Raw genomic sequence first — 25,783 nt, forward strand, 5'->3', positions numbered from 1 at the left:
GGAGGGGAACGCGGGCCCGGCCGGGGCTACGGCTTGCGCGCCGTCGCGGCGTAGCAGGCGGACTCCGCGGCCGTGGCGCGCAGGGCGTCCCCGGGCCGGTCGGGGCGCCAGCGGTGGGTGAGGGTGACGCCCGGCTCCAGCAGTTCCCAGCCGTCGAAGAACCGGCGGAACTCGGCCTCCGTGCGCAGCCGGAAGGGCGTCCCCGCCCGCCGGCAGACCTCGCCGACCGCGGACATGGCCGCCGGGGCGAACTCGCGGGTGGCGTGCGTCGCCGTGAGCGTACTGCCACTGGGCATCGCGGCCTTGAGCTCCTCGACGGCCGCGTGGGCGCCGCCGCGCCCGTCGCCGGGGACGAAGTGCAGCAGTGCGATGAGGGTCAGGGCCACCGGTCTGCCGAGGTCGAGGGTCTCCCGCAGCCGTGGCGCGCCGAGGACGGCGGCCGGATCGGTGACGTCGGCCTGGACGTATGCCGTACGCCCCTCGGGCCGGCCGCGCAGCAGGGCGGCGGCGTGGGCGAGTACGACGGGGTCGTTGTCGGCGTAGACGACGCGGGCGTCGGGCCGGATCGCCTGGACGGTCTCGTGGAGGTTGGGCGAGGTCGGGAGGCCGGCGCCGATGTCGAGGAACTGGCGCATGCCCGCGCGGGCCAGATGACGGGCCGCCCGGTGGGTGAAGGCGCGGTTGATCCGGGCCGCCGCGGCGGCCTGGGGGAAGACCGCGAGCATCCGGCGGGCGGCCTCCCGGTCGGCGGCGAAGTGCGTACGGCCACCGAGCAGGAAGTCGTAGATCCGGGCCGGATGGGCCCGGTCGAGCCGGAGGTCGACCGCCGTTCCCCGCCCGCCGTCGCTCATCCTGTGCGCCTCCCCGGCACGGGCGGCCCACCGGCCGGACCGGCTGCCGCGGATTGTCGGGTCGTCATACGTACCCACTTCAATGAGCGCATACGAGTAACCAGTTGGATGCGGAGAGCTAAAATTTTTGATGTGTTGCCGCATGACCGGATCAATTTTCCGGTTCATTGGATGCCGAGCGCATACCGGCACATCCGCCCACACCGCGCGGCTTCGTACGGATCGAGGGATCTGTGAGTGGAGACTCGGAGCGGCCGCCGCCGTCCGGCGCGGACGGCCGCCGGATGGCGATCACCTACGCCGCCTTCCGTGAACTGCACGCGAGCAAGTGGCGGGTCTACGCCTATGTGCACACCGGCGACCGGGAGGCCGCGGCGAGGATCTCCGAGGAGACCTTCGCCCTGCTGGCCGCGCGCTGGCCGCACGTCCTGCGCCGGCGGTCCGCCGACTCCTACGCCTGGTCGCTGCTGAAGGAGCGGGTCGACCGCTGGCTGACGGACCGCGGCCGGGGCACCGCGCTGGCGACGGCGGCGTTCCACGGCGCGGGCGGCGGGGACCGCCTGCCACCGGCCGGGGACCGCCTCTCGCCGGCCGGGGAGTGCGCGCGCCGCTTCGCCCGGCTGGAGCAGCGGATCGGGCTCTACGCGGCCCTGGCCCGGCTGCCCGAGCGGCAGTCCGACGCCCTCGTCCTCACCTGCTTGATCGGCTACGGCGTGCGCCAGGTCGCGGAGCTCCTCGGAGCCGAGGAGGCGTCCGTGCGCTCCCACATCGGCCACGCGAAACGCAGGCTCGCCTCGGTGCTGGAGGCGCAGAATTCCGTCAGGGGGAACCCATGCCGCACAGCAATGACACCGACGGTGATGCCGTCGAAGCCATCCTGACCGCGGACGCCCGCATCATCGCGGGGGAGTTCGAGAACCGCCGCCGGATCCCGGCGGTCCGCCGCCGCGGGCGGCCCGCCGACGGGCGGAACGAACCGGTCCGCGCCGGCCGCCCCACCGCCCGGGACGAGGCCGCCCAGGAGCTCGACCTCGCCTGCGCACTCGTCATCGGCGCCGCCGAGGCCGCCACCAGCCTCGGGCTCCTGGAGAACGGCCGGGCCATCGACCCCGAAGGCGCGCTCGTCTTCGCCTGTCTGCTCCACGTCGTCGGGCACACCGGCGCGGCCGAGTTCTGGTGGCGGTTCGGGGCGGGCGGCGGCAGCCGCACCGCCGCCTACTGCCTCCACCTCTCGCACCGCCGCAACGGCGAGTTCCGCGACGCCGCCTTCTGGCGCGCGGAGGCCGCCCACGATCCGGAGGAGGAGCGGGAGCCGCGGCCGGCCGGGCCGGTCACCGGCCGTGCGGGGCTGCTGCCGGACGCCGCCCGGCACGCCCTCCTCGTCCAGTGGCACAGCGGCCTCACGCCGCATCTGCCCGCCGCGCTCGAAAGCGTCGTCAACCGCCTCGTCGTCGCGGGCGACGACGAGGACTTCGGCGAGGTGCCGCAGCCCGACCCCGGTCTCGTGGCACGGCTCTCCCGCGAAAGGTGAGCCAGGGGCCCGCCGCTACAGCGTGGCCTGCGCCGCGAGCAGCCCCAGCACGCCCTTGACCGCCCGGTCGTACGGCTCGGCCGAACCCGCCGCGCGGGCGAGGACGTATCCGCCCTGGAGCACGGCGACCACGGCCGACGCCGTCCCGGCGGGGTCGAGGGAGGCGCTCAGCTCGCCGCGCTCACGGCCCTCGGCGAGCACCTCCGCGAGCCGGCCGCGCAGCCAGTCGAAGGTCTCCTCGACGGGCCGGCGCAGCGCGGGGTCGGCCACGACGTCCGGGTCCTGGGCGAGCCCGCCGATCGGGCAGCCCTTGAGCACGTCCCGCTCGCGCAGGAGGTAGGCCGAGACCCGCTCCAGGGCCGTGCCCGGTCCGGCGAACTGCTCCTCGGCCTTGGCCCGCATCTCCTCGGCGGTCCGCCGGATCGCGGCGAGGGCGAGGTCCGGCTTGCCGGTGAAGTGGTGGTACATGCTGCCTTGGCCGGCGCCGGCGCGCTGCTGGATGGCCTTGGGGCTGGTGCCTACGTAGCCGCGTTCCCAGAGGAGGGCGCGGGTGCTTTCGATCAGGCGGTCCGATGTGTTCACGTCGGCACTGTACCTGTGGGTACAGGAGGGCTTTCCGCTGCCCGCCCTGCCCCGGCCGGGATCAGCCCACCGCCACCGGGCGCCGCGCCGACGGGACCACGACCGGTGACCCGTCGTCCGGTGCCTGGAGGATGTCGGCCTCGATGCCGTACAGCTCGCGCACCAGAGCCGTGTCGACGACGTCGCGCGGCGCGCCCTGGGCGACGATCCGGCCGTCCTTCATGGCGACCACCGTGTCCGCGTAGCGCGCGGCGCTGGCCAGGTCGTGCAGGACCATCACGACCGTACGGCCCGCGACGGCCACCTGGCGTACGAGGTCGAGGACTTCCACGGCGTGGCCGATGTCCAGGGCGCTGGTCGGCTCGTCGAGGAGGACGATCGGGGTCTCCTGGGCGAGGACCATCGCCAGCCAGCAGCGCTGCCGCTGGCCGCCGGAGAGCTGCTCCAGGCGGCGGTCGGCGAGGGCGGTGACCCCCGTGGCCCGCAGGGCCTCCTCGACGGCCCGCTCGTCCTCGCGCGACCACTGCCGGAAGAGGCCCTGGTGCGGGTGGCGGCCGTAGCGCACGAGCCCGGCGACGGTGACCGCCTCGGGGGCGAGCGGGGACTGGGGGAGGAGGGCGATGCGGTGGGCGGCCTGGCGCTGCTTCAGCTGCCAGATGTCGGCGTCGCCCGCGTGGACCCGGCCGGACTCGGGCTGGTGGAGACGGGCGACGGAGCGCAGCAGGGTGGACTTGCCGCAGCCGTTGGGTCCGACGATCGCGACGACCTGCCCCGAGGGGATGGTGAGGTCGACGCCGGCCACGGCGCGGTGGCCGGGGTAGCCGGCGACGAGCTGTTCTACGCGGAGCTCCACGGGCGGGGGCCTTTCCAGAAGATCGCCGGTTCGATGTGGACCCTCTTGCCTGAGGGCTTTAAGGTAAGGCTAACCTAATGGCTGTCGCAGGTCAGTGCGAGGGGACACCCGTACGACCGGTGGCCGTTTTTCCTGCTTTTCCTGCGTCCCCCTTTTTCACGTCTTTCACGTCCGGAGCTTTCGATGACCGCACCCCACCGCCTCCTCCTGTCCACCCCGCGCCGCGCGGTACAGGTCCTCGCCGCCGTGGGGGCGGCAGCCGTGCTGGTGACGGGCTGCGGCTCGGACTCGGACAAGGGCTCCGACAAGAAGTCCGACACGAAGTCCGAGGCGAGCGGCACCCGCACCGTCAAGGACGCGACCGGCAAGGCCGTCCAGGTCCCGGCCAACCCCAAGCGGATCGTGACGCTCACCCAGGAGGACCTGGACGCGGTGCTCGCGCTCGGCCTCAAGCCGGTCGGCATCACCAACGGCCAGGGCCTGAACAAGCCGCCGGCCTACCTCGACGACAAGGTCAAGGGCATCAACGTCGTCGGCAACCTGCTCCAGCCGGTGATGGACAAGGTCGTGGCCGCCAAGCCCGACCTCATCCTGGCCGGTGACATGCAGGACGAGCAGGTGCTCAAGCAGCTGCGCGAGATCACCCCGGCGACCCTGGTCACCATGGCCCCGACCGACGACTGGAAGCTCTCTTTCCGGGGCATCGGCAACGCCGTCAACGCCATGGACAAGGCCAACAAGGTCATCTCCGACTACGAGTCCAAGGCCAAGAAGGCCGGCGAGGGCCTGGGTGACAACAAGGGCGCCGAGGTCAGCATCGTCCGCTGGAACCCGGACGGCCCCAGCTGGATGGAGAAGAAGCAGTTCGCCAGCGGCGTCGCCCTGGACATGGGCCTGAAGCGCCCCAAGTCCCAGGACAAGGACGGCAACGCCCACACGCCGGCGCTCAGCCTTGAGAAGATCAACGAGATCGACGGCGACTGGCTGTTCCTCTCGACCCTCACCTCCGACGGTGAGAAGGCCCTGAAGGACGTCCAGGAGAAGCCGGCCTACAAGGACCTGAACGCGGTCAAGAAGAACCACGCCGTGACGGTGGACGGTTCGGTCTGGTCGACCCGTGGCGGCCCGCTGGCCAGCTCCGCCGTCATCGACGACATCGTGAAGGCGCTGGGCGCGAAGTCCTGACGCCACCGCACCCAGTACGGGGAGTTCACACGCCGGACGGGCTGAGAATCAGCCCGTCCGGCGTGTGAGGACCGGGGCCCGGGGCGGAGCCCCGGAAACTACCCGCGCTTCGCCGCCGCGAAGTCCGCCGCCGTCCAGGCCATGCCCACCGCGCCGTCCAGGAGAGCGCGCTCCCCCATGGGGGACACCGCCGCCTCCGCGAACGCGGCCTCGTGCGGGCCGCACGCGCCACCCGAGATGTCGAGGACGGGATGGATCGACGGGACGACATGGGAGACGTTGCCCATGTCCGTGCACGCGAACGCGTCACGCCGCTGCGGCTCCGGGCGGCCCAGGGCGCGGGCGTTGGCCTGCCACAGGGAGATCAGCCCGGCGTCGGTGCGGAAGTCCAGATAGTCCGGCTCGGGCCGGGTCAGCTCCACCTCGCAGCCCGTGGCCAGCGCACCCGCCCGGAAGCACGCCTCGACGCGCTCCCGCAGCTCCCGCAGGTCCTCGGCGGCCGACGCGCGGATCTCGTACTCGGCGGTCGCCCGGTCCGGGATCAGGTTCGGCGCCGTCCCCGCGCCCGTGGTCACGCCGTGCACCTTCCACTGCGGCGGCAACTGCTGACGCAGCAGCCCCAGGGCGACCTGGGCGACCGTCAGGGCGTCCGCGGCGTTGCGGCCCTCGTGCGGGTTGAGGCTCGGGTGCGCCGCCTTGCCGGTGTACGCGACGGAGAGGGTGCCCAGGGCGAAGGAGCGGAACTCCGCGACCTCGAACGGGCACGGGTGCACCATCATCGCGGCGTCCACCCCCTCGAAGGCCCCCGCCTCCAGCATCAGCGCCTTGCCGGCGCCGCGCTCCTCGGCGGGGGTGCCCAGGACCCGTACCGTCAGGCCGAGTTCGTCGGCGTACGGCGCGAGGGCGAGGGCCGCGCCGAGGCCCGCGGCGGCGATCAGATTGTGCCCGCAGGCGTGCCCGAGGCCCGGCAGCGCGTCGTACTCGCAGGCGATCGCCACGGTCACCGGGCCGGATCCCACCGTCGCGGCGAACGCGGTGTCGAGCCCGTACGCCGGGGCCGTCACGTCGAAGCCCCGCTCGCGCAGGAAGTCGGCGCACCACGCGGCGGCGCGGTGCTCGCCGAAGGCGGTCTCGGGATGCGCGTGGATGCGCCGGCTCAGCGACAGGAGGGCGTCGCGGTGGTCGAGCACGCGTGCGCGCAGGGCGGATTTGAGGCCGTCGGCCGCGGTCATGAGGTGGCTCCTGTTCGTTTCGCCCGCTCAGCTGAGGGAGTCTCACGGGCGAGCAAAAAAATAGCTTAGGCTTCCCTAAGCTGACATGCCGGGGGGTCCGGTGTGGCCAGATCGCTGTCATACAACGGGAGTCCCCACGCCATGCGTCACCACCAGGTCGAGATCTCTCCTGCCGATCCCGCCGATGCCGAGCTGCCCCTGCTCGCCGCCCAGGCCGGAATCCTGTACGCGCAGGAGCTCGCCCCCGACAATCCGGTCTACAACACCGGTGACCGCGTGGAGATAACCGGCCCCCTGGACGAGGAGCTCTTCGCCCGCGCCCTGCGCCGCACCGCCCGCGAGGCCGAGACCCTGGCCCTGCTCGCCACCCCCGGCGGCGCCGACACCCCGCCCGCGCAGCGCCTCGGCGGCACGGAGACCACGCTCCACCGCGTCGACCTGCGCGCCGCCGCCGACCCCCGGGCCGAGGCCGAGCGCTGGATGCGCGCCGACCTCGACCGGCCCGTCGACCTCACCCGCGGACCGCTCGTCACCCAGGCCCTCCTCCGCCTCGCCGACGAGCGCTACTGGTGGTACCAGCGCGTCCACCACTTCGCCGTCGACGCCTACGCCCTGACGCTCATCGGCCGCCGCACCGCCGAGGTCTACACCGCCCTGGCCGCCGGCGAGGAGCCCTCCGGCAACCCCTTCGGCACCCTGCGCGAACTCGTCGACGACGAGGCCGACTACCTCGCGAGCCCCCGGCACACCGCCGACCGCGACTTCTGGCGCACGCACCTCGCGGACCGCCCCGAGCCCGTCTCCCTCTCCACCCGCCCCGCCGCCCCCGCGGGCGAGACGCTGCGCCGCACCGGCGTCCTCCCCGCCGGGACCATGCCCCGCCTGGAAGCGGCCGCCGGGGCCGTCAAGGCCACCTGGGCCGAACTCCTCATCGCGGCCACCGCCGGATACGTCCACCGCGTCACGGGCACCCACGACGTCGTCCTCGGCCTGCCCCTGATGAACCGCCGCGGCCCCGCCGCCCTGCGCACCCCCGCCATGACCGTCAACGTCATGCCGCTGCGCATCACCGTGCGCCCCCAGGACACCGGCGCCGAACTCCTGCGCCGCGTCGTGCTCGCCGTCCGCGCAGGCCGCCGCCACCAGCGCTACCGGCTGGAGGACCTCCGCCGCGACCTCGGCCTCACCGGCGCCGAGACCCCGCTCTTCGGCCCGATGGTCAACATCAAGGCGTTCGAGGGCGACCTGGACTTCGGCGGGCTGCCCGGCGTCGTCCGCAACCTCGCCGCCGGCCCCGTCGACGACCTCGCCGTCGCCGCCACCCCGGCCCCCGACGGCTCGCTGAGACTCGGCTTCGACGCCAACCCCGCCCGCTACGACGACGCGGCGCTCGCCGGGCACGAGGACGCCCTGCTCCGCTACCTCGACGCCCTCGCCGGCCTGCTGCTCGACGACCCGGCCCGGCCCGTCGGCACCCTCGACCTCCTCGACGCCGACGAGATCCACCGCGCCACGGCCGGCCGTGGCGAGCCCGCCCCCGACCGGACCCTGCCCGAGCTCTTCGCCGCGCAGGCCGCCCGCACCCCCGGCGCCGTCGCGGTCCGCAGCAACGGCACCGCCCTCACCTTCGGCGACCTGGACGCGCGCGCCAACCGCCTGGCCCACGAGCTGATCGAATCCGGCGTGACCGCCGGGACCCCCGTCGCCCTGGCCCTGCCGCGGAGCGCCGACACCGTCGTCGCCCTGTTCGCCGTCCTCAAGGCGGGCGGCGTCTGCCAGCCCCTGGACCTCGGCCACCCCGAACAGCGCCTCACCGCCGTCCTCACGGACACGCGACCCGCCTGCGTCGTCGGCACCGCCGACGCCGTGGCCGGCCTGCCCGCGCACTCCATACCCACCCTGCTCCTCGACGACCCGGCCACCCGCGCCCGGATCGACGCCCGGCCCGCCACCGCGCCCCGGGCGCCCGCCCTCGGCCAGGCCGCGTACATCATCCACACCTCCGGCTCCACCGGCCGCCCCAAGGGCGTCGTCGTCACCCACGCCTCGCTGGCCAACCTCCACGCCGGACACGGCACCGACCACATCGCGCCCGCCGTCGCCCGCGCCGGCCGGGACCGGCTGCGCGTCGCCCACAGCGCCTCCTTCGCCTTCGACGCCTCCTGGGACCCCGTCATCTGGATGGTCCACGGCCACGAACTGCACCTCCTGGACGACGCCGGCTACCGCGACACCGCCGCCCTCGCCGCGTACGTCCACGAGCACCGCGTCGACTACCTCGACGCCACCCCCTCCTACGTCGAGGCGCTCCTCGCCGAGGGCCTGCTCGACGCGGACCGGCACCGCCCCGCCATGGTCGTCGTCGGCGGCGAGACCGTCCCCGAACCCCTGTGGCGGACCCTCGCCGGCACCGAGGGCCTCACCCCCCTCAACCTCTACGGGCCCACCGAGACCACCGTCGACGCCTACTACTGGGTGCCCGGCGACGGCGCGGACGCCCCGGCCGTCGGCAGCCCCGTCCGCGGCTCCCGCGCCTACGTCCTCGACAACTCCCTGCGGCCCACCCCGGCCGGCGTCACCGGCGAGCTCTACATCGCCGGCGCCTGCCTGGCCCGCGGCTACCTCGGCCGCCCCGACCTCACCGCCGAACGCTTCACCGCCGACCCCTTCGGCGCCCTCCACGGCGACCCCGGCGCCGCCATGTACCGCACCGGGGACCTGGTGCGCCGCCGCCCCGACAACACCCTGGAGTTCCTCGGCCGCGCCGACGACCAGGTGAAGATCCGCGGCTTCCGCATCGAACTCGGCGAGATCCAGGCCGTCCTGGCCGCGCACCCCGCCGTCGCCCAGGCCGCCGTCATCGCCCGCGACACCGCCCACGGCAAGCGGCTCCTCGGCTACGCCGTGCCCACCGGGCCCGGCGCCGCCGACCCCGAGGCCCTGCGCGCCCACCTCGCCGAGCGGCTGCCGTCCCACATGGTGCCCGCCGCGATCGTCCTCCTCGACGCGCTGCCCCGCACCGCCAACGACAAGCTCGACCACCGCGCCCTGCCCGACCCGGAGCCCACCGCGACCACCGCGTACGAGGCGCCCCGCACCCCGCGCGAGACCGTTCTCCGCGACCTCTTCCAGGACGTCCTCGGGCTGCCGGAACCCCCTTCCGTCCACGCCGACTTCTTCGAGCTGGGCGGCCACTCCCTGCTCGCCGGCCGGATCGCCGCCCGCGTCCGCGAGACCCTCGACGAGGGCTTCGGACTCGCCGACGTCTTCCGCCACCCCACCCCGGCGGCCCTCGCCGCGCTCCTGGCGGACGGCACCGCGCCGGACGCCCCCGAGGAGCGGCCCGAACTCGCGCCCGTACCCCGCGAGGAGCGGATGCCGCTCTCCCCGGCCCAGAAGCGCCTGTGGTTCATGCACCGCCTCGAAGGCCCCAGCCCCACCTACAACATCCCCCTGCTCCTCACCCTCACCGGCCCCGTCGACCAGGACGCGCTGCGCCGGGCGCTCGGCGACCTCACCGAGCGGCACGAAACCCTCCGCACCGTCTACCCGGCCGCGGACAACGAGCCCTACCAGCGGATCCTGACGCCCGGCGAGGCACGCCCCGAGCTGCACACCGCCCCGGCCACCGCGGACCTCACCGAGGCCGTGCGGCACTGCTTCGACCTCGCCGCCGAACCCCCGCTGCGCGTCACGCTCTTCACCGGCGGCTCCGGCGAGCACGGCACGGACGAAGGCGAGCACCACACCCTGCTCCTCCTCCTGCACCACATCGCCGGCGACGGCGCCTCCACCACGCCCCTCGCCCGCGACCTCGCCACCGCCTACACGGCCCGCGCCGGGGGCCGCGCCCCCGCGTTCGCGCCGCTGCCCGTCCAGTACGCCGACCACACCGCCTGGCAGCAGCGCCTCCTCGGCACCGCCGAGGAGCCCACCCCGCTCGCCGGGCGGCAGCTCGACCACTGGCGGCAGGCCCTCGCCGGCCTCCCCGACCAGCTCGAACTCCCCACCGACCGGCCGCGTCCCGCCGTCGCCTCCTACGCCGGCGCCACCGTCCCCTTCGACCTCGACCCGGCCGCCCACGCCACCGTCGAAGCGCTCGCCCGCACCACCGGCACCAGCGTCTTCATGGTCGTTCAGGCCGCCCTCGCGGCCCTCCTGACCCGCTACGGCTGCGGCACCGACATCCCCGTCGGCACCCCCGTCGCCGGCCGCGACCAGGACGCCACCGCCGACCTCGTCGGCTTCTTCGTCAACACCCTCGTGCTGCGCGCCGACACCTCCGGCGCACCGACCTTCCGCACCCTGCTCGACCGCGTCCGCACCGCCACCCTGGCCGCCTACGAGCACGCCGACCTGCCCTTCGACCGCCTCGTCGAGGACCTCAACCCGCCCCGCTCGCTTGCCCGGCACCCGCTCTTCCAGGTGATGCTCGCCTGGCAGTCCGTGCCCGACGCCGAGTTCGCCATGGGTCCCGGCCTCACCGCCCGGATGGGCGCCGTCCCCTCCGGCACCGCCAAGTTCGACCTGACCCTCAACGCCGGCGAGCGGCCCGGCGGCGGTATCGCCGGCTTCCTCGAGTACCGCACCGACCTCTTCGACCCGGCCACCGCCGAGGCGCTCGCCACCCACCTCGCCCGGCTCCTCGCCGCGGCGGCGGACGCCCCCGACACCCCCCTCGGCCGGCTGCCGCTCCTCGACGACGCCGAGCTCCACCGCTCCCTCGTCGAGTGGAACACCGGCACCCCCGCCCCCGAGCCGTTCAAGCAGACCCTCGTCGAGCTCTACGAGGACGCCGCCCGCCGCCACCCCGGCCGCACCGCCGTCACCTGCGAGGGCGTGTCCCTCACCTATGCCGAGCTGTCCGCCCGCGCCAACCGCCTCGCCCGGCTGCTGGCCGCCCGCGGCATCGGCCCCGGCTCCATCGTCGCCCTCGCCCTGCCCCGCTCCCCGGAGCTCGTCACGGGCCTGCTGGCCGTCGCCAAGTCCGGCGCCGCCTACCTCCCGATGGACCCGGACTACCCGGCCGACCGCCTGGCCTACATGCTCCAGGACGCCGCCCCGGCCGCCGTCGTCACCGACACCGCGACCGCCGCCCGCATCCCCGCCCACGAGCTGCCCGTCGTCCTCGTCGACGGCACCGACGCCGAGGCCCACGCACTCACCGACCTCACCCCCGGCGAGCGCACCCGCGCCCTGCGGCCCGACGACGTCGCGTACGTCATCTACACCTCCGGCTCCACCGGCCGCCCCAAGGGCGTCCCCGTCACGCACCACAACGTCGCCCGGCTGTTCTCGGCCACCGACCTGTGGTTCGGCTTCGACGCCGACGACGTCTGGACGCTCTTCCACTCCTACGCGTTCGACTTCTCCGTCTGGGAGATGTGGGGCGCCCTCCTGCACGGCGGCCGCCTCGTCGTCGTCCCCCACCTCGTCAGCCGCGACCCCGCCGCCTTCCTCCGGCTGCTGGCCGGGGAGCGCGTCACCGTCCTCAACCAGACGCCGTCCGCCTTCTACCAGCTGATGGCCGCGGACAAGGAGAACCCCGGCAGCGACCTGGCCCTGCGCTACGTCGTCTTCGGCGGCGAGGCCCTCGAACTCGCCCGCCTCGCCGACTGGTACGACCGGCACGCCGACGACGCCCCCACGCTCGTCAACATGTACGGCATCACCGAGACCACCGTGCACGTCTCCTACATCGCCCTCGACCGCGCCAAGGCCGCCGCCGGAGCCTCCAGCACCATCGGCGTCAACATCCCCGACCTGCGCGTCTACGTCCTCGACGAGTACCTCCAGCCCGTGCCGCCCGGCGTCACCGGCGAGATGTACGTCGCCGGCGAGGGCCTCGCCCGCGGCTACCTCGGCCGCCACGCCCTCACGGCGGAACGATTCGTCGCCGACCCCTTCGCCCACCTCTTCGGCGAGAGCGGCACCCCGATGTACCGCTCCGGCGACCTCGCGCGCCGCCGCCACGACGGCAACCTCGACTACTTCGGGCGCGCCGACCACCAGGTGAAGATCCGCGGCTTCCGCATCGAGCTCGGCGAGATCGAGGGCGTCCTCGCCGACCACCCCGACGTCGCCGACGCGGCCGTCGTCGTCCGCGAGGACACCCCCGGCGACAGGCGCCTCGTCGCCTACGCCGTCCCCGCCCGCGAGACCACCCCCGCCGCACTGCGCGAGCACGCCGGCACCGAACTGCCCCTCCACATGGTCCCGTCGGCCGTCGTCCTCCTCGACCGGCTGCCGCTGACCGCCAACGGCAAGCTCGACCGCAAGGCCCTCCCCGCCCCCGACCTCGCCGCCGCCGTCACCGAGGGCCGCGCCCCCCGCGGCCCCCGCGAGGAACAGCTCTGCGCGATCTTCGCCGATGTGCTGGGCCTGCCCCGGGTCGGCGTCGACGACAACTTCTTCGACCTCGGCGGCCACTCCCTCCTCGCCGTGCGCCTCGCCGGCCGCGTCAAGGAGGCCCTCGGCGCCGAGGTCGGCATCGGGACGATCTTCCAGGCGCCCACCGTGGCCGCCCTGGACGCGGCCCTCGACGCCACCGACCGCACCGACGAACTGGACGTCCTGCTCCCGCTGCGCCCGGCCGCGCCCGGCGACAAGGCCCCGCTGTACTGCGTCCACCCCGCCGGCGGCCTCAGCTGGTGCTACGCCGGCATCATCCGCCACCTGCCCGCCGAGGTGCCGATCTACGGCATGCAGGCCCAGGGCGTCGGCCCGGCCACCGCCGCCGAACCGCTCCCCGCCACCCTGGAGGAGCTCGCCGCCCACTACGTCGACCGGCTCCGCGAGGTCCAGCCGGAAGGCCCGTACCGCCTGCTCGGCTGGTCCACCGGCGGCATCATCGCGCACGCCATGGCCACCCGCCTCCAGGACCTCGGCCAGGAGGTCGAGACCCTCGCGATCCTCGACGCCTACCCCGCCGAGGGCTTCCGCGAGCTGCCCGTCCCCGACCAGGCCGAGGCCCTGGAGGCGCTGCTCGCCATGGGCGGCTACGGACCGGACAGCCTGGCGGGCAAGCCCTTCGAACTGGCCCATGTCACCGAGGTGCTGCGCCGCGAGGGCTCCCCGCTGGCCAGCCTGGACGACGCCACCATCGAGGCCCTCAACCGCACCTACCTCAACACCAACCACCTGGTGCGCGCCTTCGACCACCGGGTCTTCCGGGGCGACGTGCTCTTCTTCCGGGCCACCGTCGACACCATCGACGACACCCTCACCCCGGACACCTGGGCCCCCTACGTCACCGGGCGGATCGACAACACCGATGTCGCCTGCTCGCACAAGGACATGACCCTGCCCGAACCGATCGCGCACATCGCGAGCGTGATCGCCGACCAGCTGAAGAACCTGGAGAACTGACCCCATGAGCGACGCACCCGCCAACCCCTTCGACGGGGACGGCCCCTTCCACGTCCTCGTCAACGCCGAGGGCCGGCACAGCCTCTGGCCGGGGTTCGCCGCCGTCCCCGACGGCTGGACCGCCGTCCACGGCCCGTGCGAGCGCCAGGAGGCACTCGACTGGATCACCGAGCACTGGACCGACCTGAACCCGGCGGCCCGGTGAAGGGCATGAACCCGCGCGTCGCCGTCGTGATCGTGTACACGGCGGCGATGTGCATGAACGGGCTCGACTCCACCATCGTCAACCCGGCGCTGCTCACCATCGCCCGGGACTTCGGCGAACCGGTGTCGGCCGCCAACACCGTCGAGGTCGCCTTCCTGGTGGCGCTCGCCGTCGCCCTGCCCGTCGCGGGCTGGTTCGGCGACCGCTTCGGCACCAAGCGGGTCTTCCTCGGCTCCCTCGCCGTCTTCACGGCCGCCTCCGCGGTCTGCGGCCTCGCCCAGAACCTGGAGACGCTGGTCCTCGCCCGCGTCGTCCAGGGCATCGCGGGCGGCCTGCTCACGCCCGTCGGCATGACGCTGCTCTTCCGCGCCTTCCCGCCGCACGAGCGGATGAAGCTGTCGAAGGTGCTCATCGTGCCGACGGCCCTGATGCCGGCCCTCGGGCCGCCGCTGGGCGGCTTCCTGACCGAGCACCTCTCCTGGCACTGGCTGTTCTTCGTCAATGTGCCGATCGGCGCGGCGGCGGTGCTGCTGGGAGCGGTGGGGCTGACCGAGCACAAGGAGGACACCGAGGGCGGGTTCGACCTCAAGGGCTTCCTGCTCGCCACCCCCGCGCTCGGCCTGCTCACCTACGCGCTCGGCTTCGGCCCCACACACGGCTGGACCGCACCGTCCGTCGTGGTGGCCGGCCCGCTCGGGCTCGTCCTGCTGGTCGCCGGGTGCGTCCACCTGGTCCGCGCGAAGACGCCGCTGCTCCGGCTGCGGCTGCTCGCCGACAAGGTGTTCGCCTCCGCCACCGTGCTCGCCCTGGTCACCTCGGCCGGGCTGATGGGCGTCCTCTTCGCCTTCCCGCTGCTCTACCAGGCGGCGCTCGGGGCCTCGGCCCTGGACGCGGGCCTGAGCGTCTTCCCGGAGGCGCTCGGACTGATGCTGGCCTCCCAGGTCTCCGACCGGCTGATGCCCCGGCTCGGACCCCGGTGGCTCGCCGTGCCCGCCCTGGTCCTGGCGACGGCGGTCTTCGCCGCGCTCGCCGTACCGGGGGTGGCCGAGAACGCCTGGGCGGTACGGGCGCTGATGTTCTGCGTCGGCCTGGTGCTGGGCACGGCCGTGATCACGGTGCAGATCGCCGGGTTCGCGGACGTACCGCCCCCGGCCATGGGCCAGGCCATGGCCCTGTTCACCATCGTGCGCACGCTCGGCGGGGCGCTGGGCATCGCGGCCGTCGCCGCGGTCATCTCCGCCTCGGGCGCCGCGTCCACGCACGACGCCGACCCGGGCCCGTACCGTACGGGCATCCTGGTCACCGCCGGACTGGTCGCCGCCGGCACGCTGTTCGCCCTGCGGATGCCCAAGGAGGCACCCGGCCCGCCGCCCTTCGACGACGAGCCGGAGAGCGAGCAGGCGCCGGCCGCGGCCTGACGCGCCACGGCAGAGGCCCCCTTGGACCGGCGTCGACGCCGGTCCAAGGGGGCCTCTGCCGTCACCCCGTGACGTGCTCAGGAACCCAGCAGCCCCGCGAGGCCGCTGGCCAGCCCGCCGCGCCAGCAGGCGTAGTCGTGGCCGCCGTTGAACTCGTGGTAGTCCACCTCGTAACCGCGTGCCCGGAGCACGTCGCGCAGGTGGCGGTTCTGGGGGAGCAGCATCCACTCCTGGAGGCCCACCTCCAGACGGAAGCGGACCGGCAGCTTCTCGCGCACCGCGTACTGCCGGGTCAGCCACTCGCTGCCGCTGTCGAACTCGGTGCCGTCGGGCCACCAGAAGGAGCCCGACTGCGACAGCGCGTTCCCGAACCGCTCGGGCCTGCGGAACGCCGCGAACGCCGCCGTCAGACCGCCCGCGCTCTGACCCGCCACCACCGTGCGCGCCGGGTCGCCCGTGGCGCCGTACGCCTCGGCGGCCCACGGCAGCAGCACGTCCGCCAGCCAGTCGACGAACTCCTCGCTGCAGCTGAGGTCGGTCACCCGCCGGTCCCGGCCCATGGTGTGCACCAGCAGCGTCACGGTCGGCGGGATCCGCTGCTCCGCGTGCAGGTTGTCGAGGGTGTCACCGAAGCCCAGGACCGGCCCCCACATCTCGCCGTCCAGCAGCACGGCGACGGCGTACGAGCCGTTCCCGGCCCGGTGCCCGGCGGGCAGGTGCACCGACACCGGGCGGCCGTCGACCTCCGCCTCGACGCGCTCGCCGCGCGCCACCTCCGACCTGGGCGGGGCCCACTTCTGGGCCGGGGCGTCGGGCAGCTCCAGCACGGACGACGGGTGCCGGCCGTCCTTGGCGGGCAGCGACGGGCCCGTGCCGAGCGGGTCGGGCACGGCGGCGTCCAGCACCCGCAGCCACGCCTCGCGGTCGGTGCGCAGCGTCTCCTCGCGGGGGCCGCGCGCCACGAAGAACTGGTACGAGGCCCGGTGGTCGGCGCGCAGCCGGTGGCTGATCGCCCAGACGTCCGTGCCCGGCACCTTCTCCATCAGGTGCGGGCTCAGGTCGCGGGCGTGCCGGTCCTTGTCGGTGACGGTGTGCAGGAGGGCGAGGACGTCGGTGGCGGGGTCGGCGGGGTCGTCGCGCCAGAGGAAGGTGACGAGGCGGTACGCGGGGTTGTCGGGGTCGGGCTCGACGAGGGGGGTGGCGGTGTGCCGCCAGAAGTCCTCTGTGGCGCGGGGGCCGTCGGTGCGTATGTCTTCGACGAGCTGTCGGAGTGCGGGGCTCTGCGGTTCCATGACTCCCTTGGTTTCTGTGATGTGCGGAGGGGGCTGTGCCTGCGGCGCTTTCCCCTACCCGCCCCTTCCCGTACCGGGGGCTTCGCCCCGGGCCCCCGTTCCGCGCTCCGCGCGGTGTCCTCAATCGCCGGACGGGCTGAAATTCAGCCCGTCCGGCGATTGAGGACATTCGGGAAGGGGCGGGGTGGGGAAGAAAACCTCCCGCCGTCCTTACACGCGCGCCGCCGCGGAGCGACCCAGCAGCACCCACAGCAGGAACGGCCCGCCCAGCACCGTCGTGACGACCCCGACCGGGATCTCCACCCCGTTCAGGACGATCCTGCCGAGCATGTCCGCCAGAACGATCAGCACCGCGCCCACCAGCATCGACCCCAGCACCGGCACCCGCAGCGGCCCCGCCAGCCGGCCCGCGATCACGGGCGCGGCGAGGGCGACGAAGCCGACGGGCCCGCAGATGCCGACGGCCAGGCCGGCCAGGCCCACCGCGAGGAGCAGGCAGATCAGCCGGATCCGGGCGGCGGAGACGCCCAGCGACGCGGCCGTCGAGTCGTCGAACCGCAGCACGTTGAGGTGCCGGGCGACGACGAGGGCGAGCGGTACGAGCACGGCCAGACCGATGAGGACCGGGACGGCCACGGAGTAGCCGCGCCCGTTGAGGCTGCCGGAGGTCCACACGTAGAGGGAGCTCGCGGAGTTCAGGGAGCGGCGGGAGAGCACGACCTGGGTGACGGCGGAGGCGAGCGCCGACATCGCGAGGCCCACGACGAGGACCCGGTAGCCGCGCTGCCCGAGGCCGCCGGAGACGGTGGTGACGACCAGTACGGCGGCGAGGGCGCCGAGCGGGCCCGCCCACCAGGCGCCGAAGGTGCCGCTGAGAGTGGCCGACAGCAGGACGGCGGCGGTGGCGCCGTCGTTGACGCCGAGGAGCTCGGGGGTGGCGAGCCGGTTCCTGGCGAGCGTCTGGGTCAGACACCCCGCGAGGCCGAGCGCCGCGCCGGCGGCCAGCCCGGCGACGATCCGGCCGAGCCGGAACTTCTGCACCAGCAGCACGTCGAACCGGTCGCCGGAGCCGAAGACCGCGTTGAACGTACGGGTGATGCCCATGTCGCTCTGCCCGGCGTACGCGGACAGCACGACGGCCGCCACCAGCAGCGCGCTCAGGAGCAGCGCGGCGAGCGCCGCCCGGCGGGGCACCAGCAGGGAGAGCGGGCCGCGGCGGACCACCAGGGTGTCGGACCGCCCCTCGGCGGGGCGGGGCAGCCGGGGCAGCAGTCGCCGGCCGGGGCCCGAGGTCTCGGCGGTGGCGGGCTCGGTCATGCCCATCGCGCCCAGCCGCTTGGAGCGGACGATGGCGATCAGGACGGGCGCGCCGAAGAGCGCGATGACGACGGAGACCGGGGCCTCGAAGGGCCGGGAGACCACCCGGGCCAGGACGTCGGAGCCGGTCAGGACGCCCGCGCCGATGAGCCCGGCGAGCACGATCTGGGCGAGCAGCCGGGGGCCGGTGACGGCGCGGGCCAGGAACCCGGCGAGCAGCCCGAGGAAGGAGATGGGTCCGACGAGCGCCACGGACGCCGCGGTCAGCAGGGTCACGGAGAGGGCGACGACGACGCGGATGGCGCCCGGTCGGTGGCCCAGGCCGCGGGCGAGGTCGTCGCCGAGGGCGAGGGCGGACAGCGGCCGGGCGATGAGCAGCGCCACGACGAAGCCCACGGCCAGGACGGGCGCCAGGCTGCCGAGCTTGCCGAAGCCCTCGACGCCGGCGAGGGAGCCGAGCACCCAGAAGCGGAAGCGGTCGTAGGTCTCGGCGGAGTTCACGATGAGGACGCTGGTGACACCGCCGAAGGTCGCGCCCAGCGCGGATCCGGCGAGCACCAGCCGCATCGGCGAACCACCGCCCCGGCGGCCCGCTATCAGCAGCACGAGGGAGCTCGCGACGACGGCGCCGCCGAAGGCCCAGAGCAGATAGCCGAAGCCGCTCTGCACCCCGAGGAAGGCGATGCCGACGACGACGCCGAGGGACGCGCCCGCGTTGACGCCGAGCAGGCCGGTCTCGGCCAGCGGGTTGCGGGTGACGGCCTGGAGCAGACAGCCCGCCGTGCCGAGGGCCGCGCCGACGGCCAGCGCGGTGAGCGTGCGGGGTATCCGCAAGTCGCCGACGACCAGGGAGAGACGGGAGCTGTCGCGTGCGCCGTCCCGCCCCAGCAGGTAGTCCAGGACGTCCCCGGGCCCGACCTCTCCCGCGCCCACGGACAGCGAGAGGGCGGACAGGACGAGGACGGCGAGCACCAGGGAGACCGCGGCGACCACGAGGGTCCGGCTGCCGTGCGGACGGCCCGGCGGCGACGCCGAAGGGGAGGAGCTGGTGGGCTGTGCCTCCGGGGGGCCCACTTGCGACAGAGTCATAAGGTAAGGCTAGCCTAAGAACTTTACATCATCGCAGGCGGAGGGGGGCGTACGTCCGTCGTACGCTCCGCCGGAGCCGTCCCGCCCGGACCTGGTCCCCGGTCAGGGCTCCACCGGATACGGTACGAAGGTCGTACGGTTCTCGTCCACGGCCAGCCGCCGGCCCAGCGGCGGCACCGCGCGCTGCGGGCAGTCCAGCCGCTCGCACGCCCGGCAGCCCATCCCGATCGGCGTCGCCGCCGCCGCGTCGTCCAGGTCCAGACCCGTGGAGTACACCAGCCGCGGCGCGTGCCGCAGCTCGCAGCCCAGCCCGATCGCGAACGTCTTGCCGGGCTCGCCCCAGCCACCGCGGGAGCGGGTGACGGCCCGTGCCGTCCACAGATAGCGCTGCCCGTCCGGCATCGCCGCCAGCTGCACATGGACCCGGCCCGGCGAGGCGAACGCCTCGTAGACGTTCCACAGCGGGCAGGTGCCGCCCGCGCGGGAGAAGTGGAAGCCCGTCGCCGACTGCCGCTTGGACATGTTGCCCGCCCGGTCCACCCGGACGAACGAGAACGGCACCCCGCGGGCCCGGGGCCGCTGCAGGGTGCTGAGCCGGTGACACACCGTCTCGTACCCCACCCCGAAGTGGTCGGCGAGCCGCTCGATGTCGTAGCGCTGCTCCTCCGCCGCCGCGTGGAAGACGCCGTACGGCAGGACGAGCGCCGCCGCGAAGTAGTTGGCCAGCCCGATCCGGGCCGTGGACCAGGCCGGGGAGTCCTCCGTGAAGTCCTCCGCTGCCAGCTCCGACAGCTCTCGCCCGTACTCCAGGAGCGCGAGCTGCGTCGCCATCCGGAACGCCTGCTGGCCCGGCCGCAGCCGGGGTGACAGGTGCAGGACGCGCGCGGCCGGATCGTAGCGGTGCAGTTCCTCGGTGCCTGCGGCCAGCCGCACCCCGTGCCGGTCGGCCAGCCGGGCCGCCAGCGCCTGCCGCACCTCGCCGCGCCGGACCCCGATCGCGCCCGCGAGCCGCTCGGCGGCCATGTCCGGTTCGTTCAGATAGTTCTGCCGCCGGTAGAAGAACTCCCGCACCTCCTCGTGCGGCGTGCGCCCGGCCGCGGCCGCCGCGGTGCCCTCGCGGTCCCCGGCGAGCTCCGCCAGCCGCTCGGTCAGCGCGCGGTTGCGGCGGTCCATGGTGAGCACGACCTCGGCCACGGACGGCAGCCGCGACGCCAGCTCGGAGAGATCGCCCGGGGAGACCTTCGCGCCCGTCACCTCGTCGGCCAGGGCCTCCCGCAGGTCCGCGAGCAACCGGTTGGTGTCCCGCTCGGAGAAGAACCCGGCGTCCACGCCGAACGCCTCGGTCAGGCGCAGCAGCACGGGGACGGTCAGGGGGCGGGCGTCGTGCTCCATCTGGTTGAGGTAGCTGGGGGAGACGGCGAGCTGCCGCGCGAGCTCGGCCTGGCTCAGCCGGCGCTCCTCCCTGAGACGGCGCAGGCGCGCGCCGGCGTAGGTCTTGCTCATGTCCATGCCCTCCCGGGGCATCCTCGCACTGTAGTGGCGTGCGCGGGCGGCAAAGATTGGATCTTTCCCCGGCACCTGAGGACCGGGGTCCGGGGCGGAGCCCCGGTTCGGGAAGGGGCGGGTAGGGGGAAAACCACCCCTCACAACGCCGACCCGCACCGCAGATTCCACCGCCCCACCCGCCCCGACAACTCCGTACGCACCAGCGGCCGCACATCCAGCCGCCAGAACGCCTCCCCCGGCAACCCCAGCCCGTGGACCACCGCCGCCCGCACCACTGCCGGTTCCACCACCGCCAGCACCCGCCCGCCGTCCGCCACCAGGGAGTCCAGCCAGCCGCCCACCCGGGCCACCAGGCCGAGGACCGACTCGCCGCCGTGCGGCGCGGCACCGGGGTCGGCCAGCCAGCGGGCCACGGCCTCGGGCTCCTCGGCGCCGACCTCCGCCAGCGAACGCCCGCGCCACCGGCCGGGGTCCAGGTCGTGCGGGGCGGCCCCGGCGCCCGCGTCCGGGGTCAGGCCGAGCGCCGCGCACGTCTCGCGGCAGCGCACGGACGGTGCGCAGAACACCCGCGCCGCGGCCGGTACGCCCGCCGCCGCGTCCGCCGCCCGCCGCCGGGCGGCCTCGTCCAGCGGGCCGTCGGCGAACCGCGCCTCCCGCTCCGCCGCCCCGGACGCGGCTGAGATCAGCGTCACACGCACCGTCATCGTCGTTCCCTTCCTCTTGCCTCACCGGTGATTCCCTTGCCCGCCAAGCCCGTTCCGGCTCCCGCGCGCCCGCGCGTCAGGAGACCACGGACATCCGGGGGAGCGTGCGCTGGGGTGCGCATCCGCACGCCGTGGCGCGCGGGTCCGGCGCGCGGTACGGTCGCGTGGCAATGACGACGGTGTGACGGAATCCCGGTGAGAATCCGGTACGGTCGCGCCACTGTGTCACCGGCCCGCGCGCCCTCCGGCGTGCCCGGGCCGGGAAGTCAGACCCGGCACCGTCGTCCTGGCCCCGACATGGGACGCGTGTTCCCCCAGGAGGTTCCGCCATGGCACAGTCAGCCGCTCCCGCGACCAGCTCGCCCGTCATACCCGAGGTCACCCCCATCTCGTTGAAGGAGATCGCCCCCTGGGCCGTCTTCGGCGGGATCCTCATGCTGGTCCTGATCTACTTCGTCGGCGCCGAACAGGGCGCCACCTCGCTCGTCTCCGGCGAGAACGTCCACGAGTGGCTCCACGACGGGCGCCACCTGCTCGGCTTCCCCTGCCACTGACGATCCAGGGGTACCGACACATGAACTCCGTCTCCGTGAGAGCCCTGCTCGTCCGCGGTATGCTCGCCGGCCTCGCCGCCGGCGTCCTCGCCCTGATCGTCGCCTATCTGCTGGGCGAGCCCCAAGTGGACTCCGCCATCGCCTTCGAGGAGGCGCACAGCCATGAGCACGGCGGCGAGGAGGCCGTCAGCCGCGCCCTGCAGTCCACGGCCGGCCTCGCCACCGGCGTCCTCGTCTACGGCGTCGCGCTCGGTGGCGTCGCCGCCCTGGCCTTCTGCGTCGCGCTCGGCCGCGTCGGCCGGTTCGGCCCCCGCGCGACGGCCTCCCTGGTCTCCCTCGGCGCGCTCCTGTCCGTCTATGTGGTGCCGTTCCTGAAGTATCCGGCGAACCCCCCGGCCGTCGGCGACCCCGACACCATCGCCAAGCGCACCACGCTCTACTTCCTGATGATCGCGCTCAGCGTCCTCCTGGCCGTGGGCGCGGTCGTCCTCGGCAAGCGGCTCGCGCCCCGCCTCGGCGCCTGGTACGCCACCGTCGCGGCGGCCGCCGGCTTCCTCGTCGCGGTCGGCCTCGCCTACGCCTTCCTGCCCGCTGTCAACGAAGTCCCCGAGGGCTTCTCCGCCACGGTGCTCTGGCGCTTCAGGCTCTCCGCCCTCGCCATGCAACTCGCCCTGTGGACCGGCTTCGGCCTCGTCTTCGGCCACCTCGCCGAGCGGCTCCTCACCCCCCGGGCCGCGACCGGATCCCGCGCCGGGACGACCGCGTCGGCGGCCGCGCCGACGCGCTGAATCTACCCCTCCCACGTGAGAGCCCGCCCGGAGCCACCGGGCGGGCTCTCACGTCTCCGCTCCTACCACGCCTCTGTAGTCGACAACTCGCCTTACAGTCAATGACTTTGACGGATCGTCGAATCGCAATGGCATCGCGGCGAACCGATGGCGATGGCTTCCTGCCGGTCTCGCACCGGGGCGGGCGGAGGCGCTAGCCTGAACGCCCGACACGCGCGCTGCGCTTGGGGGCGGGGGAGCGGTGGGGTGTGCATGGACGGTCGGATGACCCTACGTCACGTCAGGTGGCCGACGTGTCGCCCGGGACAGTGGCGCGGAATCCTTCAGAGCCGGTAAATCCCCTGGCGCGAGGCCCCGTCGGGCCGTTCTCCGCCACGGTCTCCGCGAGTGCGGTCCCTTTCGCGTTCCGCCGGCCCCTTTTTCGCCGTGGGCCCCTCGGCACCCTCGGCATCGGCCGCCGGAGACCCGGAAATCCGGGAATTCATCCCGAGAAGGTCCGTCTGCTGAACTTTACGAGGGCGTGTCACTCCAGATGATACTGGTCAACCGTGAAAAGGAACTCGGCCTTCTCGCGGCCGCGCTCACCGAGTGCGCGGCCGGACGGTCCAGGACGGTCGTCGTGGAAGGCGGCGTCGGCTGCGGAAAGAGCGAACTCCTGGACACCTTCGCCGAATACGCCGCCGCCCGCGGCGCCGTGGTGCTCAGGGCCGGCGGGCCGCGTGCCACCGACGCGCGGCCCTTCGCCCTGCCGCACCGGCTCGCGGACCGGACGGGACACGACGGCCCCGGTCCGGCCCGGCCCCCCACCGAGCACGACTTCCTCGCGACCCTCGCGACTCTCCACCGGACGGCGGCGACCCCACCCGTCGTCGTCTGCGTGGACGACGCCCGGGACGGTGGCATCCGCTCCCCGCACCACCTCCTCCGGCTCGCGGGCCGGCTCCGCCCGGCCCGCCTCCTCCTCGTCCTCACCGACGGCCTTCACCTGCCCCACCAGGACCCGTCGAGTGAACCGGAGTTGCCGCACCGCTCCGACATCCTGTACATCCGCCTCGGTCCGCTCACCGAACAGGGCACCGCCGAGCTCCTCGCCGCCCACGGCGGCGACCCCCACGACGCCGTCCTCGTCGCGCGCCTGCACTCCGTAGCCGCCGGCAACCCCCGGCTCCTGCGGGCACTCCTCGAAGAGTGCCCGGTCACCGGGGCGGGCCCGGCGGATGCCTGCGGCGAACCCCTGGTGGGCGGGCGCTACGGACAGGCCCTCCTCGCCTGTCTCCACCGCGGCGGAGCCACGGCCCTGGAGATCGGCCACGCCCTCGCCGTCCTCGGCGACGAAGGCCGCCCCGACCTGCTCGCCCGGATGCTCGACCGGCCCGCCGCGTCCCTCGACCGGAACCTCCGGGCGCTCAGGGCCGCCGGGGTCCTCGACGGCACCCGCTTCCGGCACCGCTCCGCCGCCGCCACGGTCGAGGCCGGCATGGCACCCGCCCGCCGCACCGCCCTCCACCGCAGGGCCGCCGCCGTCCTCCACACGGACGGGGCCGGCTCCCCGGCGATCGCCCGCCACCTCCTGGCGGCCCGGTGCGCCGTCGAACCCTGGGAACTGACCGCCCTGCGCGACGCCGCCGAGGACGCCCTCGGCGAGGACGACGCGGAGTTCGCCGTCGACTGCCTCGAACTCGCCCACGAATCGGACCCCGACGCGTCCCGGCGCATCGAGATCGGGATGCGCCTCGCCCTCGTCATGTGGCGCACCGACCCCGCCGCCGCGGAGTGCCGGCACCTCCCCGGCCTGCTCGCCGCCATGCGCGCCGGAGCGCTGTCCTCCGACGGTCTGGCCATGCTCGGCAGGCTCCTCGTGGCGCACGGCCGCGTCGAGGACGCCCTGGAGGTCGCCGCCCGCCGCGGCCCCGGGGCCCCGGACGCCTCCCCGGAGCGCGGCATCCACCCGTACGTCTCCTCGGCGCGGGCGCGCCACGACGTCCCCGCCGTGGTGTCCCCCGGCGAGGGCCGCGCGACCGTCCCGGCGGTCTCCGGCGTCCCCGCCGGTGAGCGCGTCCCCGGCGTCCGGCTCCTCCAGGGGTCCGCCGGATCCCTTCCGCCCGGCGGGGGCGGGGCGGACCGGGCCGCCTCCGCCGAGAGCTTCCTCAAGGTCGCCACCCTCACCGACGCCACGCTCGGCCCTGTGTGCGGTGCCCTCAAGGCCCTGCTCCACGCGGACCGGGTCGAGGAGGCCGCCGCCTGGTGCGCGCGTTCGCTCGACGAGTCGGTCCGCCGTGACATCCCCGGCTGGCAAGCGGTGTTCGCCACCGTCCAGGGCCTGATAGCCCTGCGCCAGGGGCGGCTGGAGGACGCGATCACCTCGGTCGAGCGGGCCCTGGCCGTGGTGCCCGGGCGCGCGGGCGGAGTCATGGGCTGCGGCACCACCGCCATCCTGGCCACGGCCTACACCGAGCTCGGCCGCTACGACGACGCCGCCCGCCAGATCGACCGGCCCGTCCCGGAGACCTGGCGCACGAGCGTGCACTGGCTCGACCGTCTCCGCGCCCGCGGCCTCTTCCACCTCGCGACGGACCGCCCGCGCGCCGCGCTCGCGGACTTCCTGGAAACAGGAAGGCTGGCCGGCCGCTGGGGAATCGACCACCCCGTGCTCGTCTCCTGGCGCACCGAGGCCGCCGAATGCCGGCTGCGCGTCGGCGAACACGTCCAGGCCGCGGAGCTCCTTTCCCCGCAATCCAGCGCGGATTTCCCCGGCAACGCGCGCGTCCGCGGTATCACCCTCCGGCTGGAGGCGGCCCTAGCCCCCCTTTCCCGGCGGCCCGAACTCCTCCGCATGTCCATCGAGGATCTCCACTTCGCCCACGACCGGCTGGAGGCCGCGAAGGCCCTCGCCGACCTCCGCGACGCCTATCAGGAACTCGGCGATCCCCTGCGCGCGGAACTCGCCCGCCGCCGCGCCTGGCACATCGCCCGGGAATGCGGCGCGGAACCCCTGTGCCGCCGCGTCGCCCCGGGCCGCCGGGCGGAACCCGTACCCCGGGAGCCCGCGGTCCCGGAACCCGCCGTCGGACTCACCAGGGCGGAACACCGTGTGGCCTCGCTCGCCGCCTACGGCCGTACCAATCGCGAGATATCGGAGCAGCTCTACATCACGGTCAGTACCGTCGAACAGCATCTGACGCGCGTCTACCGAAAACTGCGTATCACCCGCCGCCATCAACTTCCGATGGACCTGTAGCCGGGGAGCGCCCCCGGAGCCGGCGGCTCCGGGGACGCTCGGGCGACGCTGCCGGGCCGCGGGCCCATGC

At 74.3% G+C, this 25,783-nt stretch carries 17 protein-coding genes; 9 read left to right on the forward strand and 8 right to left on the reverse strand.

The window, feature by feature from the left end; translation table 11 throughout:
- Positions 1–26: 26 nt before the first annotated feature.
- Positions 27–851, reverse strand: coding sequence for an SAM-dependent methyltransferase (locus tag AF335_RS05990; protein WP_102917233.1), 825 nt, complete (start codon positions 849–851; stop codon positions 27–29).
- Positions 852–1,084: 233 nt separating this feature from the next.
- Here AF335_RS05990 and AF335_RS05995 point away from each other — a divergent pair, with 233 nt between their 5' ends.
- Positions 1,085–1,732 (forward strand): RNA polymerase sigma factor, encoded by a 648-nt coding sequence (locus tag AF335_RS05995; RefSeq protein WP_146045444.1) that lies wholly within the window; start codon positions 1,085–1,087, stop codon positions 1,730–1,732.
- The gene (locus AF335_RS06000) at positions 1,684–2,382 is read left to right on the forward strand and encodes a hypothetical protein (protein ID WP_102917235.1); all 699 of its coding nucleotides are present in this window, start codon (positions 1,684–1,686) and stop codon (positions 2,380–2,382) included. Before AF335_RS05995 ends, AF335_RS06000 begins: the two co-directional genes overlap by 49 nt.
- 15 nt (positions 2,383–2,397) lie before the next feature.
- Here AF335_RS06000 and AF335_RS06005 read toward each other — a convergent pair whose 3' ends face one another.
- Both AF335_RS06005 and AF335_RS06010 read right to left on the reverse strand, forming a co-directional pair.
- Positions 2,398–2,964: a TetR/AcrR family transcriptional regulator gene (locus tag AF335_RS06005; RefSeq protein ID WP_102917236.1), complete on the reverse strand. Its 567-nt coding sequence runs from the start codon at positions 2,962–2,964 to the stop codon at positions 2,398–2,400.
- A gap of 61 nt (positions 2,965–3,025) precedes the next feature.
- Positions 3,026–3,817, reverse strand: a complete 792-nt coding sequence (locus tag AF335_RS06010) for an ABC transporter ATP-binding protein (RefSeq protein WP_184743656.1) — start codon at positions 3,815–3,817, stop codon at positions 3,026–3,028.
- A 183-nt stretch (positions 3,818–4,000) separates the two neighbouring features.
- On the opposite strand from AF335_RS06010, the gene AF335_RS06015 reads away from it, so the two are divergent.
- Positions 4,001–5,002: an ABC transporter substrate-binding protein gene (locus tag AF335_RS06015; RefSeq protein WP_102917237.1), complete on the forward strand. Its 1,002-nt coding sequence runs from the start codon at positions 4,001–4,003 to the stop codon at positions 5,000–5,002.
- Positions 5,003–5,100: 98 nt separating this feature from the next.
- Here the strand turns inward: AF335_RS06015 and AF335_RS06020 are convergent, their stop codons facing one another.
- Positions 5,101–6,234, reverse strand: coding sequence for a M20 family metallopeptidase (locus AF335_RS06020; RefSeq protein ID WP_102917238.1), 1,134 nt, complete (start codon positions 6,232–6,234; stop codon positions 5,101–5,103).
- A 141-nt stretch (positions 6,235–6,375) separates the two neighbouring features.
- On the opposite strand from AF335_RS06020, the gene AF335_RS06025 reads away from it, so the two are divergent.
- The 3 genes from AF335_RS06025 to AF335_RS06035 are packed head-to-tail and all read left to right on the forward strand — an operon-like array spanning position 6,376 to position 15,225.
- Positions 6,376–13,602, forward strand: a complete 7,227-nt coding sequence (locus tag AF335_RS06025) for an amino acid adenylation domain-containing protein (RefSeq protein ID WP_102917239.1) — start codon at positions 6,376–6,378, stop codon at positions 13,600–13,602.
- A gap of 4 nt (positions 13,603–13,606) precedes the next feature.
- The gene (locus AF335_RS06030; RefSeq protein WP_102917240.1) at positions 13,607–13,807 is read left to right on the forward strand and encodes an MbtH family protein; all 201 of its coding nucleotides are present in this window, start codon (positions 13,607–13,609) and stop codon (positions 13,805–13,807) included.
- Between the two features lie 5 nt (positions 13,808–13,812).
- On the forward strand, positions 13,813–15,225 hold the full coding sequence (locus AF335_RS06035; RefSeq protein WP_102917862.1) for a DHA2 family efflux MFS transporter permease subunit: 1,413 nt from the start codon (positions 13,813–13,815) through the stop codon (positions 15,223–15,225).
- 77 nt (positions 15,226–15,302) lie between these two features.
- Here AF335_RS06035 and fes read toward each other — a convergent pair whose 3' ends face one another.
- The 4 genes from fes to AF335_RS06055 form a co-directional block, all read right to left on the reverse strand.
- Positions 15,303–16,517, reverse strand: a complete 1,215-nt coding sequence (fes, locus tag AF335_RS06040; RefSeq protein WP_102917241.1) for an enterochelin esterase — start codon at positions 16,515–16,517, stop codon at positions 15,303–15,305.
- 210 nt (positions 16,518–16,727) lie between these two features.
- Entirely contained in the window at positions 16,728–18,923 is a 2,196-nt protein-coding gene (gene fhuB / locus AF335_RS06045; protein ID WP_102917242.1) for a Fe(3+)-hydroxamate ABC transporter permease FhuB, read from the reverse strand.
- A gap of 102 nt (positions 18,924–19,025) precedes the next feature.
- Positions 19,026–20,426 carry a short-chain fatty acyl-CoA regulator family protein gene (locus AF335_RS06050; protein WP_102917863.1) on the reverse strand — a complete coding sequence of 467 codons (1,401 nt, stop codon included), beginning with the start codon at positions 20,424–20,426 and terminating at the stop codon, positions 19,026–19,028.
- A 140-nt stretch (positions 20,427–20,566) separates the two neighbouring features.
- Positions 20,567–21,133, reverse strand: coding sequence for a histidine phosphatase family protein (locus tag AF335_RS06055; RefSeq protein ID WP_102917243.1), 567 nt, complete (start codon positions 21,131–21,133; stop codon positions 20,567–20,569).
- 329 nt (positions 21,134–21,462) lie between these two features.
- On the opposite strand from AF335_RS06055, the gene AF335_RS06060 reads away from it, so the two are divergent.
- The 3 genes from AF335_RS06060 to AF335_RS06070 all read left to right on the forward strand — a co-directional run bounded on the left by AF335_RS06060 (position 21,463) and on the right by AF335_RS06070 (position 25,713).
- The gene (locus AF335_RS06060; RefSeq protein WP_102917244.1) at positions 21,463–21,687 is read left to right on the forward strand and encodes a CbtB domain-containing protein; all 225 of its coding nucleotides are present in this window, start codon (positions 21,463–21,465) and stop codon (positions 21,685–21,687) included.
- Between the two features lie 20 nt (positions 21,688–21,707).
- Positions 21,708–22,475, forward strand: coding sequence for a CbtA family protein (locus AF335_RS06065; RefSeq protein WP_102917245.1), 768 nt, complete (start codon positions 21,708–21,710; stop codon positions 22,473–22,475).
- Between the two features lie 520 nt (positions 22,476–22,995).
- Entirely contained in the window at positions 22,996–25,713 is a 2,718-nt protein-coding gene (locus AF335_RS06070; protein WP_146045445.1) for a helix-turn-helix transcriptional regulator, read from the forward strand.
- Positions 25,714–25,783 lie beyond the last annotated feature (70 nt).

Origin of the sequence: Streptomyces eurocidicus (assembly GCF_002891295.1) — a bacterium.
Lineage (GTDB): Bacteria > Actinomycetota > Actinomycetes > Streptomycetales > Streptomycetaceae > Streptomyces > Streptomyces eurocidicus.

What these genes read in the sequence shown, in the direction of transcription:
- AF335_RS05990 (WP_102917233.1), bottom strand. Translation starts at nt 851, where the DNA reads ATGAGCGACGGCGGGCGGGGAACGGCGGTCGACCTCCGGCTCGACCGG.
- AF335_RS06000 (WP_102917235.1), top strand. Translation starts at nt 1,684, where the DNA reads ATGCCGCACAGCAATGACACCGACGGTGATGCCGTCGAAGCCATCCTG.
- AF335_RS06015 (WP_102917237.1), top strand. Translation starts at nt 4,001, where the DNA reads ATGACCGCACCCCACCGCCTCCTCCTGTCCACCCCGCGCCGCGCGGTA.
- AF335_RS06020 (WP_102917238.1), bottom strand. Translation starts at nt 6,234, where the DNA reads ATGACCGCGGCCGACGGCCTCAAATCCGCCCTGCGCGCACGCGTGCTC.
- AF335_RS06025 (WP_102917239.1), top strand. Translation starts at nt 6,376, where the DNA reads ATGCGTCACCACCAGGTCGAGATCTCTCCTGCCGATCCCGCCGATGCC.
- AF335_RS06030 (WP_102917240.1), top strand. Translation starts at nt 13,607, where the DNA reads ATGAGCGACGCACCCGCCAACCCCTTCGACGGGGACGGCCCCTTCCAC.
- AF335_RS06035 (WP_102917862.1), top strand. Translation starts at nt 13,813, where the DNA reads ATGAACCCGCGCGTCGCCGTCGTGATCGTGTACACGGCGGCGATGTGC.
- fes (WP_102917241.1), bottom strand. Translation starts at nt 16,517, where the DNA reads ATGGAACCGCAGAGCCCCGCACTCCGACAGCTCGTCGAAGACATACGC.
- fhuB (WP_102917242.1), bottom strand. Translation starts at nt 18,923, where the DNA reads ATGACTCTGTCGCAAGTGGGCCCCCCGGAGGCACAGCCCACCAGCTCC.
- AF335_RS06050 (WP_102917863.1), bottom strand. Translation starts at nt 20,426, where the DNA reads ATGAGCAAGACCTACGCCGGCGCGCGCCTGCGCCGTCTCAGGGAGGAG.
- AF335_RS06055 (WP_102917243.1), bottom strand. Translation starts at nt 21,133, where the DNA reads ATGACGGTGCGTGTGACGCTGATCTCAGCCGCGTCCGGGGCGGCGGAG.
- AF335_RS06060 (WP_102917244.1), top strand. Translation starts at nt 21,463, where the DNA reads ATGGCACAGTCAGCCGCTCCCGCGACCAGCTCGCCCGTCATACCCGAG.
- AF335_RS06065 (WP_102917245.1), top strand. Translation starts at nt 21,708, where the DNA reads ATGAACTCCGTCTCCGTGAGAGCCCTGCTCGTCCGCGGTATGCTCGCC.